The following is a 16,124-nucleotide window of genomic DNA, read 5'->3' on the forward strand; positions in this document are numbered from 1 at the left end:
TTCCCCGCGGCCTGCAGGCTGCTGCAAAGCCACCAGGCCCTGTTTCGGTACTCGCCCAGGAACCATTTGGTCTCGACGCAATCGACGTAGGATTTGTAGGTGAGGTTGTCTCGGCACGTCGACGAGAACGGTCCGTGGGTTTGTCCGCCCGTCGACTCGCTACACCCGACCCAAGGGTCTTTGCCATGCGGGAGGCTCGATTCGCAGCCACCGTTGCAATTGCTGGCGACTTTCTCCAGCGCGGCAATCCTGGCCAGCACTGAATCCGGTGCCGGCGCTCGAGCGGTTGACGATGAGGTCTGGATGGTTCTCGATCTGCGGTGAGGTGCCCCTGTGGTCACCACCAGGGGCGGACGATTTGGCCTTGCCACCGGCTTCGGCGCCTCGACCGTGATGGACGGAAGCGGCTTGGCGGGATCTGTTTGCGACGCTGCCGGGCCGCACAGCCAGACAATTGACAACACAGCGACGGCTGAAGGCGCGACAAGGCTCGACGGCAATCTCATGACATGGCCCTCCCAAATCCGGGACGGAAATGCCGTCCCGACGAGGGCACGGTACCATACAGCCCGAGTTTAGCTACCTAGGGTTGAAGATAAATCTGCCGGTGTCTCGGGGGCGACATGGCGGCGAGAGAACGCCGACCGCTCGCGCCGTTCCGGCGTCTGCTCCTGGCCCAAAGCTGAGCTCGAACGGCTGTTGCCGATATTCGCCTTTGACCCAAAGCGCTCACTTGAGCGATACCGACACGCAGCGGAATCGGATCAATTTTGCAGGACTGACGCCATTAGGTCAGCGATCCTGCCCCATAGCCCCTTGTGACGAAGTTGTTGGCGCCCCCTACTCTCGATCCAGCGGCCATGCTTTGGTCAAAACTGCGTTGAGTGTTTGGCAGGGGTCATCGACATGGTGAAAATGCAATCGCCCTCCTTCGGGTGACATTGGACCGGGTGCCAGGTCGTTCCCTACCGCATTCTTGAGGTGCCCACCGCAAAGGCTTGTGATGGAACGGGCAAGGTTCGATAAGGCCGGGATTTTCGCCTTTGGCGATGCTCGGAGCGCTGTGACCTACTCGGTCGAAGTTCTTATCGTCACCGCGCTCTACGGGAGCCTTGCGGCCTCCGCACATCTCCTTCCCGCCATCAATCCAGCCGCGACACCGCTGTGGCCGCCAACCGGGGTTGCGCTCGCGCTCATGCTGCTGCGTGGGTACCGGGTCTGGCCCGCGATCCTGGTGGGCGCCGTCGCGCCTTACCTGATGACCGACCGATCGCTCCTGGAGTTTGTCGCCGCCGGGATCGGCACCCTCCTTGCTGCATTGGCCGGGACATGGCTGATCGGACGCTGGTCGAACGGTCGCCAGACGTTTGCCACGCCATCCGGTGTCGCAAAGTTTGCGAGCATTTCCTTTGCACCGACCGCGATGATCAGTTCATTCACCGCTTTGGCCGGATTCATCTTCGTCAGCGAACCGAGCTTTCCCGATTCCGTCGCCGCCGGGCTGACCTGGTGGCTTGCCGACGCAGCCGCGACCCTGGTGATTGCTCCGGTCATCGTGCTCTTGGCGATGATGCCCTTACGGGTTTCCCCCAGGTGGGATCTGCTGGAATCGATCGCAGTTATCGCTCTCGCTGGTCTCATTGGGATCGTGGCCTACAGCCCGCTCATCGGCAGCGACCTCATCAGCGACGAGCTCAACGTGCCGTTGCCGCATCACGGCCTGCTGGGCTTTCTGGTTTTGCTCCCGTTGATCTGGACCAGTCTGCGCGGCAATCGATGCACCGCGGCCACGGCTGCGCTCATTTTCACCGGAATGGCAGTCTGGGGGTTCGCGTTCGGTAATGATCCGTTTCCGAAAACGGATCCGAACGCAGCGTTGTTGTCACTGCTCGTGCTTACGATCAGCGTATCGGCGCCCCCTCTTGCCCTGGCTGCGGCAATTGCCACGCGCCAGACCACGGAAGCCCATCTGCTTTCCGTGCAGGACCAACTGAACGGTCAACTTGAACGGAACGCTTTGGCGCTCGACAGCATCAGACGGCACTTCCAAACCCTTATCGAAGGCGTCGTCGACTATGCGATTTTTGCGCTTGATCGGGAAGGACACGTTACGAGCTGGAATAGCACCGCTCAAAAGATCATCGGCTACACCTCGGAAGAAATCATAGGCAAGCATTTTGGCATATTTTATCGGCCGGATGAACGCCGTGCGGGTTCGCCGACACACGCGCTGGAGACGGCAACCGAAAGAGGCAAGTACGACGTAGAGGGTTGGCGCATCAGAAAGAACGGGACGCCGTTCTTCATCACCGGCTCGGTCTCGTCGAGCCATGATGACGCGGGAAATCTGATCGGCTTTATCAGTATTCTGCGCGACGCAACCGAGCGACGCGACGCGGAGGAGAAGCTGGTTCAGGCACGCGAGCAGCTCGCGATGTCGCAGAAAATGGAGGCAATCGGCAAGTTGACCGGCGGGATTGCACACGACTTCAACAATCTATTGATGATCATCGGGGGCAGTGCCCAGATCTTCACTCGCCTGCTCGATCCAAAACTGCCCAAGGCAATTGAAGCCATACAGACTGCGGCCAAACGCGGCGAGAGCCTCACCCGCCAGTTGTTGACGTTCTCTCGTCATCAGCATCTCAGCCCGACGGTCGTCGACCTCAATGCGTCCATCAAGAACATGCGGACCATGATCGAGAGCTCGCTGCGCGGGAACATCGTGTACAACGAAAACGTCGGCGAGGGCGTAGCGTCGGTCAAGGTGGACCTCGCCGAGCTGGAACTTGCGATCGTCAACATCGCCGTCAATGCGCGCGATGCCATGCCGAGCGGCGGCACGTTCACCTTATCCGTCCATGCGGTGACCGCGAACCAGGAAACCGGCGGCGATCGCCGCGCAAAGGCCTTCTTTGCGATAGCCCTTAGCGATACCGGCACCGGCATTCCGCCAAACCTGCTGTCCAAGATGTTCGATCCGTTCTTCACGACCAAGGAGGTCGGCAAGGGTACCGGGCTCGGCTTGTCCCAAGTCTATGGTTTCGCGCACCAGGCCGGCGGAACGGTGACGGCGGACAGCAAGGTTGGGCAGGGAACGACGATTACGATCTACCTGCCGTCCTGCGCAGACGAGCAAATCACCAGTAAAGAGCTGGCCGCTGCCAGAGCAAGATCAAGGCAACCGCAGCGGCAGACGGTTCTCATTGTCGACGACAGCCCCGAAGTGGCGGATGTGACATCCTCGCTGTTCGAGCATCTGGGCTATGACACGATCTATCGAGATTCGGCCGAAGCGGCGCTGAAATTGCTCGAAGCCGGTACAAAGATCGATCTCGTCTTCAGCGATATCGTGATGCCCGGGACCATCGATGGCGTCGGGCTCGCGAGAGAAGTCAGGTCGCGATATCCCGGTTTGCCGATCGCCCTTACAACCGGCTACAGCGATGCCGCAAAAGCAGCTCCACCAAGTCTGAAAATACTCCGCAAGCCGTTCGATACCGAGGCGCTGAGAGATTTTATCCACGATCTTGCGCCGCCGCGACCGACGCGATCGTCCGGCACGCCCATGGCGTCAAGCACGACCGAAGCCGTGCGCAGAAATTGACCGACCGCGCCATTGCAGAAGCGGCTCGTCGCGCAGCTTGGCGAGGCGTTGATCCGCACCATCGCCGCTGATGGACATGACTGCTGCTAGCGATCCTGGAAAGCCAGCCGCGCGCCGAGCGCGACCAGGATGCTGCCGCCGATCCGCTGCATGACGCGCTGCGACCGCTTCGAGCGCTGCAGCTTCGACATCACGGCGCTGGCGAAAAACACGCAGACGATATCGACCGCCGAGAAGGTCAGATTGACCGTTGTGCCGAGCAGAAACAGCTGGGCCCAGACCGGCAGGCCGGCCGACGCATCGACGAATTGCGGCAGGAACGCCAGGAAGAAGATCGCGGTCTTCGGATTGAGCACCTCGACGACGATGCTTTGCGCGAAGGCGCGCTCCGCGGAGAGCGGCGCAAGCGTGGGGCGCTTTGCATTGTCGCGGTCGCGGAACAGCGACAGCCCGAGCCAGACCAGATAGGCCGCACCGGCAAGCTTCATCGCCATGAACAGCGGCGGCACCGCATGAAACAGCAGAGCGAGGCCGGCCGCCGCGGCGACGACATGGACATAGCCGCCGAGATGCAGCCCGAGCGAGGCCATCAGCCCTGCGCGCCTGCCGCCCGCCAAGGTGCGGGCCGCGGCGTACAGCATGGCAGGACCCGGGATCAGCGCGAACGTTGCGGTCGTGATCGCGAAGGCGAGATACAATTCCATCGGGCGCGTTCGTCTCAGTTCCCAGGGATCATCGCCGCGACCTCGCGGTCGACCGGATCGTCGCTGGCGCCAAGACCCGCGATGACGCCGGCGCGATCCTCGAGCTTGCGGTTCTGGCTCATCTTCTTCTTGGCGTCGATCCGCGTGATCGGCATCCGGAAGCCGACGATGCCGCGCAGCTGCGCCTTGATGAAATCATCCGGCGCATCGCTGACCTGCCAGGCTTCCTGGCGCGACTTCTCGTGCAATTCGGTCAAGCGAGTCACGACGTCGCGCAGGCGGTCGGCATCCTCGAAGAACTCGGCGGAACCATAGGCGTGCACGGCGAGGTAATTCCAGGTCGGCACCACCTTGCCGTGCTCGGCCTTGGTCGCGTACCAGGACGGCGTCACATAGGCGTCGGGCCCCATGAAGATCGCCATCGCCTCGCCGACCGCGGGCAGCTTCCACTGCGGATTGGGCCGCGCGACGTGACCGTACAGCGTGCCGTAGTCGCCCTCGCTCTCATTGAGGATCAGCGGCAGCGGCGTTGCGATCAGGCCATCGGCGGTTGCGGTGACCAGCGTCGCGAGCTTTGCGGCCCGCATCGCGGCGTGGATCGGACCGAGCTCATCGATCTTGAAGTGCGGCGGCAGGTACATCGCGAACCTCTCGGCAGACCTTTGGTAGGCCTCATCAATTGCTGCTCGCACCATAGCGCTGAAGTGGCCTATGATAAGAGCCACTTTCGATCATCTTGATTGGTCCACTATGCCCCGTCTGCGCGCCACGATCAGCATCCCTTCGCTCGGCGCGGTCGACCGCGCCGCCGGGCAGGTCGGGCGCCAGATCGCGCAGGCCCTGCGTGCCGCGATTGCGAGCGGCGAACTGAAGGCCGGGGAATTCCTGCCGTCGACGCGCGCGCTGTCGGCCTCGCTCGGCGTTGCGCGCGGCACGGTCACGGAAGCCTTCGAGCAGCTGCTGGCCGAGGGCTATCTGGAATCGCAGGTCGGTGCCGGCACCCGCGTCGCGCCGACGCTTGCCGAGCAGGCACGGCCCGTCATGGTCGATCGCAGCCCGAACGAATCGGCGCCGATCCAGTTGCCGCCGCGCGCGACGCGACTTATCAAAGTGGCGGCGGCCTTCACGCCGATGCCGGAAATCCCGTTTGCGATCGCGGTGCCCGGCGGCGCGGTCGCGCCCGACGACCATTGGCGCCGCCTCGGCAACCGCGTGCGCGCATCGCGCGCGGCGGCGCCGGCGAGCTATGGCGATCCGCGCGGCCTGATGGAGCTACGGCAGGCGATCGCCGACTATGTGCGCAAATCCCGCGCGGTGCATTGCGAGCCCGAGCAGGTCGTGATCACGGCCGGCACCCAGCAAGGCCTCTATCTCGCCGGCCGCGTGCTGCTGTCGTCAGGCGATCGCGTCTGGGCCGAGGATCCCGCCTATCCCGGCATGACCGCCGTGCTCGACGATCTCGATCTCCTCACCACGCGCGTATCGGTCGATGCGCAGGGCATCGACGTCGAAGCCGCGGTCGCCGCATGCCCGCATGCGCGCGCGGCCTTCGTGACGCCCTCGCATCAATATCCGCTGGGCATGCCGATGAGCATGGCCCGCCGCAACGCGCTGGTGGCGTGGGCGCAACGACATGATGGGTGGATCGTCGAGGACGATTACGACAGCGAGCTGCGCTATGCCGGGCATCCGTTCCCGTCGATGCAGGGCCTCGCGCCATCGCGGGTGATTTATCTGGGCACCTTGAGCAAGGTGCTGTTTCCCTCGCTGCGGCTCGGCTATGTCGTGGCGCCTTCGCCGCTGATCGACGCTTTCGCCGGCGCGCGAGCGCTGCTCGACCGGCATTCGCCGACCGCCGATCAGCATGTGCTGGCGGCCTATATGCGCGAGGGGCTGTTCGAGGCGCATATCAGGCGCATTCGCTGCGTCTACGCCGCACGGCGTGCGACGCTGATCACCGCGCTGACGCGTCACATGCCTGGTGACGTCACGCTGCAGCCGAGCGACCAGGGCATGCATCTGCTGCTGTGGCTGCCTGAGCGCTTCGACGATGTGCAATTGGCAAAGGCCGCGCTCGTCGCCGGCATCGTCGTGCGACCGATTTCACCGATGTACCAGGCCGCACCGCGCTCCGGCCTCATGCTCGGCTTCGGCGGATTCGAACCAGAGGAGCTGGAGGCGGCGGCGCTACGGCTGCGGTGCGTGATCGATCAACACACGTCACAGCGGCGCGCCAAACCACGCCGTACCGAGGCCTCACACTAGTTTTGCAGCTTGGACTTTACTGCTCGAACGCCGCCTTGAGGCGGTTGAGCTGCGGCACCAGCGGGTTGCCGATCGACGAGCGATCCGGCGCCGGTGCGTGGATGGTGGTGTCGAGGCGGCGGACGCGCGCCTGCAGATCCATCGAGCGGGCGATCAGCTGCTGCAATTGCTCGGGCAGCTTGGTCACCATGTCGACGGGGCCGGGATCGGCGGCCGACAGCTTCACCTTGGTCTTCTCGCGATTGGCCTGGGTCAGCGTCATCTCGCCTTCCTTGACCGCGCGATGCAGCAGCAGCCAGGACGCGAGCTGCATCAGCCGCGTGGTCAGGCGCATGCTTTCGGTGGCATAGGTCAGGCTCACGGACCGTTCCAGCGCCTTGGCCTCGGCACGTCCGTCACCGTCGAGATAGGCGGCGGTCTGCTCGACCAGATCCATGCCTTCCCGGAACAGCACGCCGAATGCCGCAGAATTGGTCAGCCGTTCACTGAACAGTACAAGCCCGGCTTCGCTCTGGGAACGATCGGCCATGGTTAACGCCCTCACACCACCGTAACGCCCGCTGGCATCTGACGCGCCAGCTTATGATGAACAAATCATTGCGCGGGCGCGCCGAAGAGTCCAGCCGCAACCGGATTTATGGTTTCCAGCCGATAGGACGCACAAAAAAGAGCCGCCGTTTCCGGCGGCTTTTGAAGTTGATAACAGGGAGGCGTCAAACAGAGTGGACAGGAGCCACTCGGTGTCCAAACGAGGACAATGCAGTCATAATCGAGAAAGCTTAACCGATCGTAAATGAACGGATTTCTTGACGCTTTGTTTGCCATGTCGGCCATTGACCTAGTTTGGGACAGGTCTCTTCGTAGCCCGGACGGAGTCAACGGTTCGCGCGAACGCGCTCGATGACAGGCCCCGCGAAATCCGGTGGCGCGTGTCTTCTCCTTCCCCCTGAAAGGGGGAAGGTCGGGATGGGGGTCAGCCGCAAGCGACGGCGTATCTGGAGAGAGCGGATCCCCACCCGCTTTGCTCTGGCGAGCAAAGCGACCTCCCCTTTTCAAGGGGGTGGAGCAGCGTAGCCCGGATGAAGCGCAGCGCTACGACTTGAAGAACGCGTTGGCGGCGTCCTTCGACGCGCGCTTCTTCATCATCGCTTCTTTCAACCGATCGACTTCGGTCGTGAGCAGCGCGATGCGCTCGGTCAATTCCTCGACCGACAGCAGCGAGAGATCCTGTCCGATCTCGTGGCTGATTTTCTTCCGCGGCCGGTCCTCATCCTCAATCGGCATGTGTCTTCCCCGCGATGCTGATCTGGCGCCCTGCGCCCAGCGATGATAGATATCCGTCCAGAGGAGAATTTGCAGTGACTTTCGTGTGCGCGCAACAGCTGACGCGAATGCCCCGGCCCGACCGCAAGGAGTCTGACCGGACGGGATAGTTGCGCGCCTGCGCGCGAGGCATGAGCCGACCCCAAGCCTTTCCGATCATGCGGGAGGGCTTTTTGATTGTCCGATTTGATTTCGTCGGAATTTCTCTTGGGGGTCGGCAGCACCAAACGCGAAAGACCTTGACCCATGACCAAAATTCTCATCACCAGCGCCCTTCCCTATGTGAACGGCGTCAAGCATCTCGGCAATCTGATCGGCTCGCTGCTGCCCGCCGACGTCCATGCCCGCTTCCGGCGGCAGACCGGCTGCGACGTGCTGTTCATCTGCGCGACCGACGAGCACGGCACGCCGGCCGAGCTCGGCGCCATCGAGGCCGGACGGGATGTCCGCGCGTTCTGCGCCGCGCAGCACGCCATCCAGGCCGACATCTACCGGCGCTTCGGCCTCTCCTTCGATCATTTCGGCCGCACCAGCTCGCCGCACAATCATGCGCTGACGCAGCACTTCTATCGTCGGCTCGATGACGCCGGGCTGATCGAAGCACGCACCTCGCGACAGGTGTTCTCGCCGGCCGACGGGCGCTTCCTGCCCGACCGCTACGTGCTCGGCACCTGTCCGCATTGCGGCGACGCCGGCGCGCGCGGCGATCAATGCGACCGTTGCGGCACGCTGCTCGACCCGCCGGACCTGATTGATCCGCGCTCGGCGCTGTCAGGCGACCGTGCGCTCGAGATCCGCGACAGCCGTCATCTGTATCTGCGCCAGTCGCAGCTGGTCGAAAAAATAGGCGCATGGATCGACAGCCGCAGCGGATGGCCACCCTTCGTGGCGTCGACCGCGAAGGGTTGGCTCACTGCGGAGCTGCGCGACCGCTGCATCACGCGCGATCTCGCCTGGGGCATCGCGGTGCCGCGCGAAGGCTTCGACGGCAAGGTGTTCTATGTCTGGTTCGATGCGCCGATCGGCTACATCGCGGCGACGCAGGAATGGGCCGACGCCGCGCCGGGCCGCGACTGGCGGCAATGGTGGTGGCAGGCCGACGATGTCAGCTACATCCAGTTTCTCGGCAAGGACAACATCCCGTTCCACACCGTGAGCTTTCCGGCGACGCTGATCGGCTCCGGCGAACCGTGGAAGACCGCCGATGTGATCAAGGGATTCCATTGGCTGAATTATGAAGGCGGCAAGTTCTCGACCAGCCGAAAGCGCGGCGTCTTCACCGACGCGGCGCTCACGGAATTGCCGGCCGATCTCTGGCGCTGGTGGCTGATCGCCAACGCGCCCGAAAGCGCCGACACCGATTTTGGCGTCGCAAGGTTCGTTGCCGACGTGAACAAGGATCTCGCCGACATCTTCGGCAATCTCGCCAACCGCATCATCAGTTTTGCGCATCGCGCCTTCGACGGCCGCTTTCCCGAAGGCGGCGTACCCGGTGATGCCGAGCGACAGCTGGCGCACGATCTGGAGCAGCGCATCGCGACGCTGCACCGCCACCACACCGCACTGGAGTTTCGCGCAGCGGCGGCAACGACCCGCGCGATCTGGGACACCGCGAACGCTTATCTGCAACACGCGGCACCATGGACGGCGATTAAGTCCGATCCGGCACGCGCGGCGGTCATCACCCGCGTCGGGCTCAATCTTGTCGCGCTGAGTGCGACGCTGGCGTGGAGCATCGTGCCTCACCTCGCGGAGCGCGTGCTCGACGCGCTCGGTCGGAGCGATGCCGTGCCGCGCTGGCCCACTGGCCCACTCGTTCCGCTGCTGGATCGCGGCGTGGGCACGCCGGTCGCAAGGCTCGGCCCGCTGGTCGAGAAAATCACGCCTGAGAGAGCCGGCCAGCTCACGGCGCGGTTCGGGGCTTAATGGCGTTTCGCTTCGGTGGAAAAGGCGGTATGCCATCCGCCAATCCTCTCCACTGACCAGGGACCGACCATGCCAAACCTGCCCGCGCAAATGACCGTCGTCGCCATCAGCAAGCCGGGCGGCCCTGAGGTGCTGGTGCCGGAGACCCGTGCGGTGCCGGTGCCGAAGGCCGGCGAGATCTTGGTCAAGGTCGCCGCCGCCGGCGTCAATCGTCCTGACGTCGCGCAGCGCTCCGGCTCCTATCCGCCGCCGCCCGGCGCCAGCGACCTGCCCGGCCTCGAGATCGCGGGCGAAGTGGTCGCGCTGGGCGAAGGCGCAAAGCACAAGATCGGCGACAAGGTGATGTCGCTGGTCGCCGGCGGCGGCTACGCGCAATATTGCATCGCGCAGGACGCGCAGGCGATGACCGTGCCGCGCTCGCTGTCGATGCAGGAAGCCGGCGCGATTCCGGAAACGCTGATGACCGTGTGGCACAACGTGTTCGAGCGCGGCGCGCTCAAGGCTGGCGAAACGCTGCTGATTCATGGCGGCTCGTCGGGCATCGGCACGATGGCGATCCAGCTCGCCAAGGCGTTCGGCGCCAAGGTGATCGTCACTGTCGGCTCGCAGGACAAGGCCGATGCCTGCCTCAAGCTCGGCGCCGATCACGCGGTCAACTACAAGACCGAGGATTTCGTCGAGGCGGTGAAGAAGGCCACCGGCGGCAACGGCGCCGATGTCATCCTCGACATGGTGGGCGGCGACTATATCGACCGGAACTACGACGCCGCCGCGGTCGAGGGCCGCATCGTCCAGATCGCGTTCCTGTCGGGAACACCGAAGGCGACGGCCAATTTCGCCAAGCTGATGGTCAAGCGGCTGCACCACACCGGCTCGACCCTGCGCCCCCGTAGTAATGCGGACAAGGCGGCGATGGTCGCGGCGATCGAGGCAAAGGTGCTGCCCTTGCTGCGCGAAGGCCGCGTCAAACCGCTGATGGACAGCACATTCCCGCTGGAAAAGGCCGCCGACGCGCACCGACGCATGGAAACCAGCGAACATATTGGCAAAATTGTGTTGGTGGTTTAACCCTCGCGACGGAAGCAGGGGCGGAAACCCTTTGATTCCCTTCGCTTTCGTGTCATTTATCGCGCCACCGCCGGGCCGGTCGCCGGGCCCGGTCAGTTTGTCGATCGCGGAGTACTGACATTGCGTCTGATCAGGTGCCTTGCGCTGCTCGCGCTGGGCCTCATGATGTTTGCCGCCGCGCCTGCCGCGTATGCGATCGACGCGGTCAGCGTGCGCAGCGATGCGCCGGCGATCGATCTGACGGCGGTTCTCGACCATCAGCGCAGTGAAACCGACCGCATCCAGGTCTCCACCGCACCCGGAACCGACGGCATCGTGCGCCGCATCGAGGTTCGCGCCCGCGAAGGCGGCCAGAACTGGGTGGTGTTCGCGCTCGCCAACAACACCGACGACCAGCTCGACCGCCTGATCGTGGCGCCGCACTACCGCATCGTGTCGTCCGGCCTGTTGTGGCCCGACCTCGGCCTGTCGCGCATCGCCACCATCACGCCGTCGGTCGGCGATCGTCCCGAGCGGCAGGAGAGCCCGACCGCCGACGTGTTCCGCATTACGCTCGATCCCGGCGCCGTCGTCACCTATGTCGCGGAACTGCGCACCGACAAGCTGCCGCAGCTCTATTTGTGGGAGCCCGACGCCTACAAGGACAAGGTCAACTCGTTCACGCTGTACCAGGGCATCGTGATCGGCATCTCGGGCCTGCTCGCGCTCGTGCTCACGATCTTGTTTGTGGTCAAGGGCAGCATCATGTTCCCCGCCGCCGCGGCGCTGGCCTGGGCGGTGCTGGTCTATATCGGCGTCGACTTCGGCTTCTGGGGCAAAGTGCTCGACATGTCGAACAACGCCGAGCGCGTCTGGCGCGCGGCGGGCGAGGCGATCCTCGCGGCGACACTGCTGGTGTTCCTGTTCGCCTATCTGAATTTGAGTCGCTGGCACGTCCGCTACTCGCACATCACGATCGGGTGGCTGGTCTTCCTCGGCTCGCTGGTCGCACTGGCGCTGTTCGATCCCGCGGTCGCCTCCGGCATCGCGCGCATGTCGCTGGTGATGATCGCCTTCGCCGGTTTTGCGCTGATCGTCTATCTCTCGACCCACGGCTTCGACCGCGCGGTGCTGTTGATCCCGACCTGGTTCCTGCTGGTGGTCTGGGTGGTCGCGGCCGGCATGACGGTCGCAGGCTCCGTCACCAACGACATCGTCGGCCCCGCGCTGCTCGGCGGTCTGGTGCTGATCGTGATGCTGATCGGCTTCACGGTGATGCAGCACGCCTTTGCCGGCGGCGGCGCCACCACCGGCGTCGTCTCCGATGTCGAGCGCCGGGCGCTTGCGCTGACCGGCTCGGGCGACCTGATCTGGGACTGGGACGTCTCCGCCGACAAGGTGTTCACCAGCCCCGAGACCGAGGCCCTGCTCGGCCTCAAGCGCGGCACGCTGGAAGGCCCCGCTGCGAAATGGCTCGAAGTGCTGCACCCGCTCGACCAGGACCGCTTCCGCGCCGCGCTCGACAGCGTGCTCGACCAGCGCCGCGGCCGCCTGGTACAGGATTTCCGTCTGCGCACGCCCGACGGCCATTTCATGTGGTTCGCGCTGAAGGCCCGGCCGGTTGTCGGCTCCGACGGCGAGGTTTCGCGCGTGGTCGGCACCCTGACCGACGTCACCGAGTTCAAGAACTCCGAAGAGCGGATGCTGCATGACTCGGTCCATGACAATCTGACCGGCCTGCCGAACCGCCGGCTGTTCATGGACCGCCTCGGCGCGGTGGCGAATCTCGCCAAGACCATGCCGAACCTGCGGCCGACCTTGATGGTGATCGATCTCGACCGTTTCAAGCAGGTCAACGATTCCGTCGGCATTGCGGTCGGCGATTCCATTTTGCTGACGCTGGCGCGGCGGCTGACCCGCATCCTCAAGCCGCAGGACACGCTGGCGCGGATGGCCGGCGACCAGTTCGGCCTGATCCTGCTGTCGGAGCAGGACCCGGCACGGATCACCAATTTCGCCGAGACCATCCGCAAGACCATCCGCGCCCCGATCGCGTTCAACGACCGCGAGATCTTCCTGACCGCCTCGATCGGCCTTGCGCTGTCCGACCCGGCGGCGCCGCTGACCGACGAGATCATCAAGGACGCCGAGCTTGCGATGTATCATTCCAAGCGGATCGGCGGCGACCGCATCGACGTCTACAAGCCGGCGATGCGGGCGCGCAAGACCGACCGCCTGACGCTGGAGAGCGACCTGCGCCGCGCCATCGAGCGGCAGGAGATCACGATCCTGTACCAGCCGATCGTGCGGCTGGAGGATCGCGCGATCGCCGGCTTCGAGGCGCTGGCGCGCTGGGACCATCCCAAGCTCGGCCGAATGTCGCCGTCGGAGTTCATCAACGTCGCCGAGGAGACCGGCCTGATCGTCGATCTCGGCATGTTCGTGATGGACCAGACCGCGCGCCAGCTCGCGGTGTGGCAGCGCGCGATGCGCTCGCGCGAGCCGATCTTCGCATCGGTCAACGTGTCGTCGCGGCAGCTGCTGCGCCACGATCTGATCCACGATATCCGCACCGTGCTGTCGCGCTCCTCGGTGGCGCGCGGCACGCTGAAGCTGGAACTGACGGAATCGCTGGTCATGGAGAACCCGGAACACGCCGCCCAGATGCTGGCGCGGATCCGCGAGCTCGGCACCGGGCTGTCGCTCGACGATTTCGGCACCGGCCACTCCTCGCTGTCCTATCTGCAGCGTTTCCCGTTCGACACCATCAAGATCGACCAGTCCTTCGTCCGCACCACCAGCCGCGGCACCCGCCCGGTGATCCTGAAATCGATCATTGCGCTGGCGCACGATCTCGGCATGGAAGTGGTCGCGGAAGGCGCCGAGACGGATTCGGATGCCGTCGAGCTCTACCAGCTCGGCTGCGAATACGCCCAGGGCTTTGCCTTCGGCGAGCCGATGGACGCCGATGCGGCGACCCGGCTCCTCACCGAGGAACGGCTGGAAGCCGCGAGCTAAGCTCGGTCAAGTAAGTTAGCATCGATCTTGCAGCGGGCTCGCTGCACCTCTCCCCTTTGCGGGGGAGGGAGCGCACCTTCTCCGCCATGACTGTCCGACCTTACAGGATCGCGCCTCAGCGCGGCTTGGGCATGCGCTTGAACTTGACGCTCTTGCCGTCGGCCTGGCGGGTGGCGATATAGCCGCCTTCGAGGCAGGCCTCGCGCTGCGGCATCTTCTCCTGCGGGCTGCGCAACGTCTCCCACCACGAGGCCCGGTGTGCGGCGCGCGGCAGCGCCGCGTCGATGATCGCCTCGATCTCCTCGAAGGTCAGCACGAATTCGGGCAGATGCTGCTTCTTCAGATAATCCCGCAATGCGTCGTAGTCGTTCACAACGTCCTCGATGACAAAAATCCGGCAACCACCCGTTAACCCATTCGGCGGCTGCTGTCGCCATTTAAGGCGACAACAAGATTTCCCGTTGCATGACGGCGCATTGGAGCGGGACATGCCATTTCGACGGGGAAACGACGCAAGGCGGCGCTGGCGGCTATCGGCAAAGCTGCTGATCGCGGCGTCGGTTGCGACCGTCCTCGGCTTCTCCGCGGTCTGCGCCGGCGTGATGTTCGACATGCGCCGCGGCGAGGAGGAACTGGCCCGCCGCACCCTGGAGAATCTGGCGTCGGGCATCGAGGCCGACATCAGCCGCAACATCGAGCTTTACGACCTGTCGCTGCGCGCGGTCGCCAGCAATCTCGAGATGCCGGAGATCCGCAATATCAGCAAGGAGCTGCGCCAGCTGATCCTGTTCGATCACGCCGCGACCGCAAAACATTTCGGCGCGATCCAGGTGTTCGACACCAGGGGCAATTTGACCATCGACGCGGCGAGCCTCGATCCGCGGCCGGAGAACCGCAGCGACGAGGAGTATTTCACGGTCCAGCGCGACAATCCCGATGCCGGCCTTTACATCAGCCGGCCGATGCTGCATCGCGGCGCCTACGCCATCGTGCTGAGCCGGCGCATCGTCGGCGAGGATGGCCGCTTCCTCGGCGTCGTGGTCGGTTCGATCCGCTTCAGCTATTTCCACGATCTGTTCGGGCGGCTGAGCCTCATGCCGGGCGACACCATCACCGTGCTGCGCAACGACCGCACCATCATCATGCGGACGCCGTTCGATCTCGACGTGATCGGCAAGAACCTCGCGGAACAGCTGGACTGGAAGGCCGAGAACCTGAAGGTGGGCGGCGCGTTCTCCGGCAAGGGCCCGGTCGACGACACGCCGCGGCTCTATGTCAGGCGCAGCAGCACCGGTCCGCTTTACGTGGTGGTCGGCAAGCCGCTCGAAGCCGTCTTCAACCTCTGGCGCACCGAGGCCATTCGCATCGGCGCGATCATGGCGTTTCTGATCCTGTTCGTGCTCAGCGCAACGCTGGTGCTCGCCCGCGAGATCGTCCGCCGCGCCGACGCCGAGGACAAGCTCGAGGAGATGGCGACCACCGACGCCCTCACCGGCTTGAAGAACCGGCGCAAGTTCGACGGCGAGATCGAACGCGAATGGCGCCGTGCCGGCCGCTACGGCCAGCCGGTCGCGCTATTGATGATCGATGCCGATCATTTCAAGGCCTACAACGACACCTATGGGCATCAGGCCGGCGACCAGGTGCTGGTCGGGATCGCGATCTGCATTTCGGACGCGGTGCGCCGCGCCGGCGATTGCCCGGCGCGCTTCGGCGGCGAGGAATTCGCCGTGCTGCTGCCCAACATGACCGCGCTCGAGGCCTTCAATCTGGCCGAGACCATCCGCAACAAGGTCCAGCAATGGTGCGCGGGCGAGCTGATCACGACAGTCAGCATCGGCGTCGCCAGCATGCGGCCGACCGCGGGCCAGCAATGGTCCGACCTGATCGAGGCCGCCGACAGGGCGCTCTACGCCGCCAAGGCCAACGGCCGCAACCAGTCGGTGCTCGCAACCGTGCCGAAGATCGCGCTGGTGGCGTAGGATCGGAGTCGGCAGCGAAGACACTGGCCGCACGTCCAATCAAAGTTCGTCGCGCAATCTCTCCGCATCGTCGTCCCGGCCTAGTGCGCAATTGCGCACGGGGGCCGGGACTAACCACCGCATGTGATTGTGAACGGGATTGTGGCCCCAGTCGCGCGTAACAATGAGCAGTTGGGGTAATGGGTCCCGGCCTTCGCCGGGACGACGGCGAGGATGTGGCACGCCCAGTGGGTCCTACATCCGCACCCGAAG

At 64.5% G+C, this 16,124-nt stretch carries 11 protein-coding genes; 6 read left to right on the forward strand and 5 right to left on the reverse strand.

The features are described from left to right. The first annotated feature begins 1,003 nt into the window (after positions 1-1,003). The gene (locus XI02_RS41050) at positions 1,004-3,607 is read left to right on the forward strand and encodes an MASE1 domain-containing protein (RefSeq protein WP_172646657.1); all 2,604 of its coding nucleotides are present in this window, start codon (positions 1,004-1,006) and stop codon (positions 3,605-3,607) included. Positions 3,608-3,693: 86 nt separating this feature from the next. Here the strand turns inward: XI02_RS41050 and XI02_RS41055 are convergent, their stop codons facing one another. Both XI02_RS41055 and XI02_RS41060 read right to left on the reverse strand, forming a co-directional pair. Continuing rightward, positions 3,694-4,311 (reverse strand): LysE family translocator, encoded by a 618-nt coding sequence (locus XI02_RS41055; RefSeq protein WP_018268974.1) that lies wholly within the window; start codon positions 4,309-4,311, stop codon positions 3,694-3,696. Positions 4,312-4,325: 14 nt separating this feature from the next. Continuing rightward, a complete protein-coding gene (locus tag XI02_RS41060; RefSeq protein ID WP_172646656.1) occupies positions 4,326-4,952 on the reverse strand; it encodes an FMN-binding negative transcriptional regulator in 627 nt (208 codons plus the stop codon). 109 nt (positions 4,953-5,061) lie between these two features. Between XI02_RS41060 and XI02_RS41065 the strand changes: the two genes are divergently transcribed. Further along, positions 5,062-6,576, forward strand: a complete 1,515-nt coding sequence (locus tag XI02_RS41065) for a PLP-dependent aminotransferase family protein (protein ID WP_172646655.1) — start codon at positions 5,062-5,064, stop codon at positions 6,574-6,576. A gap of 16 nt (positions 6,577-6,592) precedes the next feature. Here the strand turns inward: XI02_RS41065 and XI02_RS41070 are convergent, their stop codons facing one another. Continuing rightward, positions 6,593-7,105 carry a DUF1465 family protein gene (locus tag XI02_RS41070; protein WP_069280242.1) on the reverse strand — a complete coding sequence of 171 codons (513 nt, stop codon included), beginning with the start codon at positions 7,103-7,105 and terminating at the stop codon, positions 6,593-6,595. Between the two features lie 563 nt (positions 7,106-7,668). Further along, positions 7,669-7,860: a DUF1192 domain-containing protein gene (locus tag XI02_RS41075; RefSeq protein ID WP_069280243.1), complete on the reverse strand. Its 192-nt coding sequence runs from the start codon at positions 7,858-7,860 to the stop codon at positions 7,669-7,671. A 285-nt stretch (positions 7,861-8,145) separates the two neighbouring features. Between XI02_RS41075 and metG the strand changes: the two genes are divergently transcribed. From metG to XI02_RS41090, 3 genes are all read left to right on the forward strand, one after another. Then, complete coding sequence (metG, locus tag XI02_RS41080) at positions 8,146-9,825, forward strand: methionine--tRNA ligase (protein ID WP_172646654.1); 1,680 nt, start codon at positions 8,146-8,148, stop codon at positions 9,823-9,825. Between the two features lie 69 nt (positions 9,826-9,894). After that, positions 9,895-10,893: an NAD(P)H-quinone oxidoreductase gene (locus XI02_RS41085; protein WP_172646653.1), complete on the forward strand. Its 999-nt coding sequence runs from the start codon at positions 9,895-9,897 to the stop codon at positions 10,891-10,893. Positions 10,894-11,013: 120 nt separating this feature from the next. Continuing rightward, positions 11,014-13,890 carry an EAL domain-containing protein gene (locus tag XI02_RS41090; protein ID WP_018268976.1) on the forward strand — a complete coding sequence of 959 codons (2,877 nt, stop codon included), beginning with the start codon at positions 11,014-11,016 and terminating at the stop codon, positions 13,888-13,890. Positions 13,891-14,005: 115 nt separating this feature from the next. Here XI02_RS41090 and XI02_RS41095 read toward each other — a convergent pair whose 3' ends face one another. Continuing rightward, positions 14,006-14,263, reverse strand: coding sequence for a hypothetical protein (locus tag XI02_RS41095; protein ID WP_018268978.1), 258 nt, complete (start codon positions 14,261-14,263; stop codon positions 14,006-14,008). A 115-nt stretch (positions 14,264-14,378) separates the two neighbouring features. Here XI02_RS41095 and XI02_RS41100 point away from each other — a divergent pair, with 115 nt between their 5' ends. After that, entirely contained in the window at positions 14,379-15,872 is a 1,494-nt protein-coding gene (locus tag XI02_RS41100) for a diguanylate cyclase (RefSeq protein ID WP_018268979.1), read from the forward strand. The last annotated feature ends 252 nt before the right edge of the window (positions 15,873-16,124 follow it).

The sequence above is a fragment of the Bradyrhizobium sp. CCBAU 21365 genome (assembly GCF_015291305.1).
GTDB classification, from domain to species: Bacteria; Pseudomonadota; Alphaproteobacteria; order Rhizobiales; family Xanthobacteraceae; genus Bradyrhizobium; species Bradyrhizobium elkanii.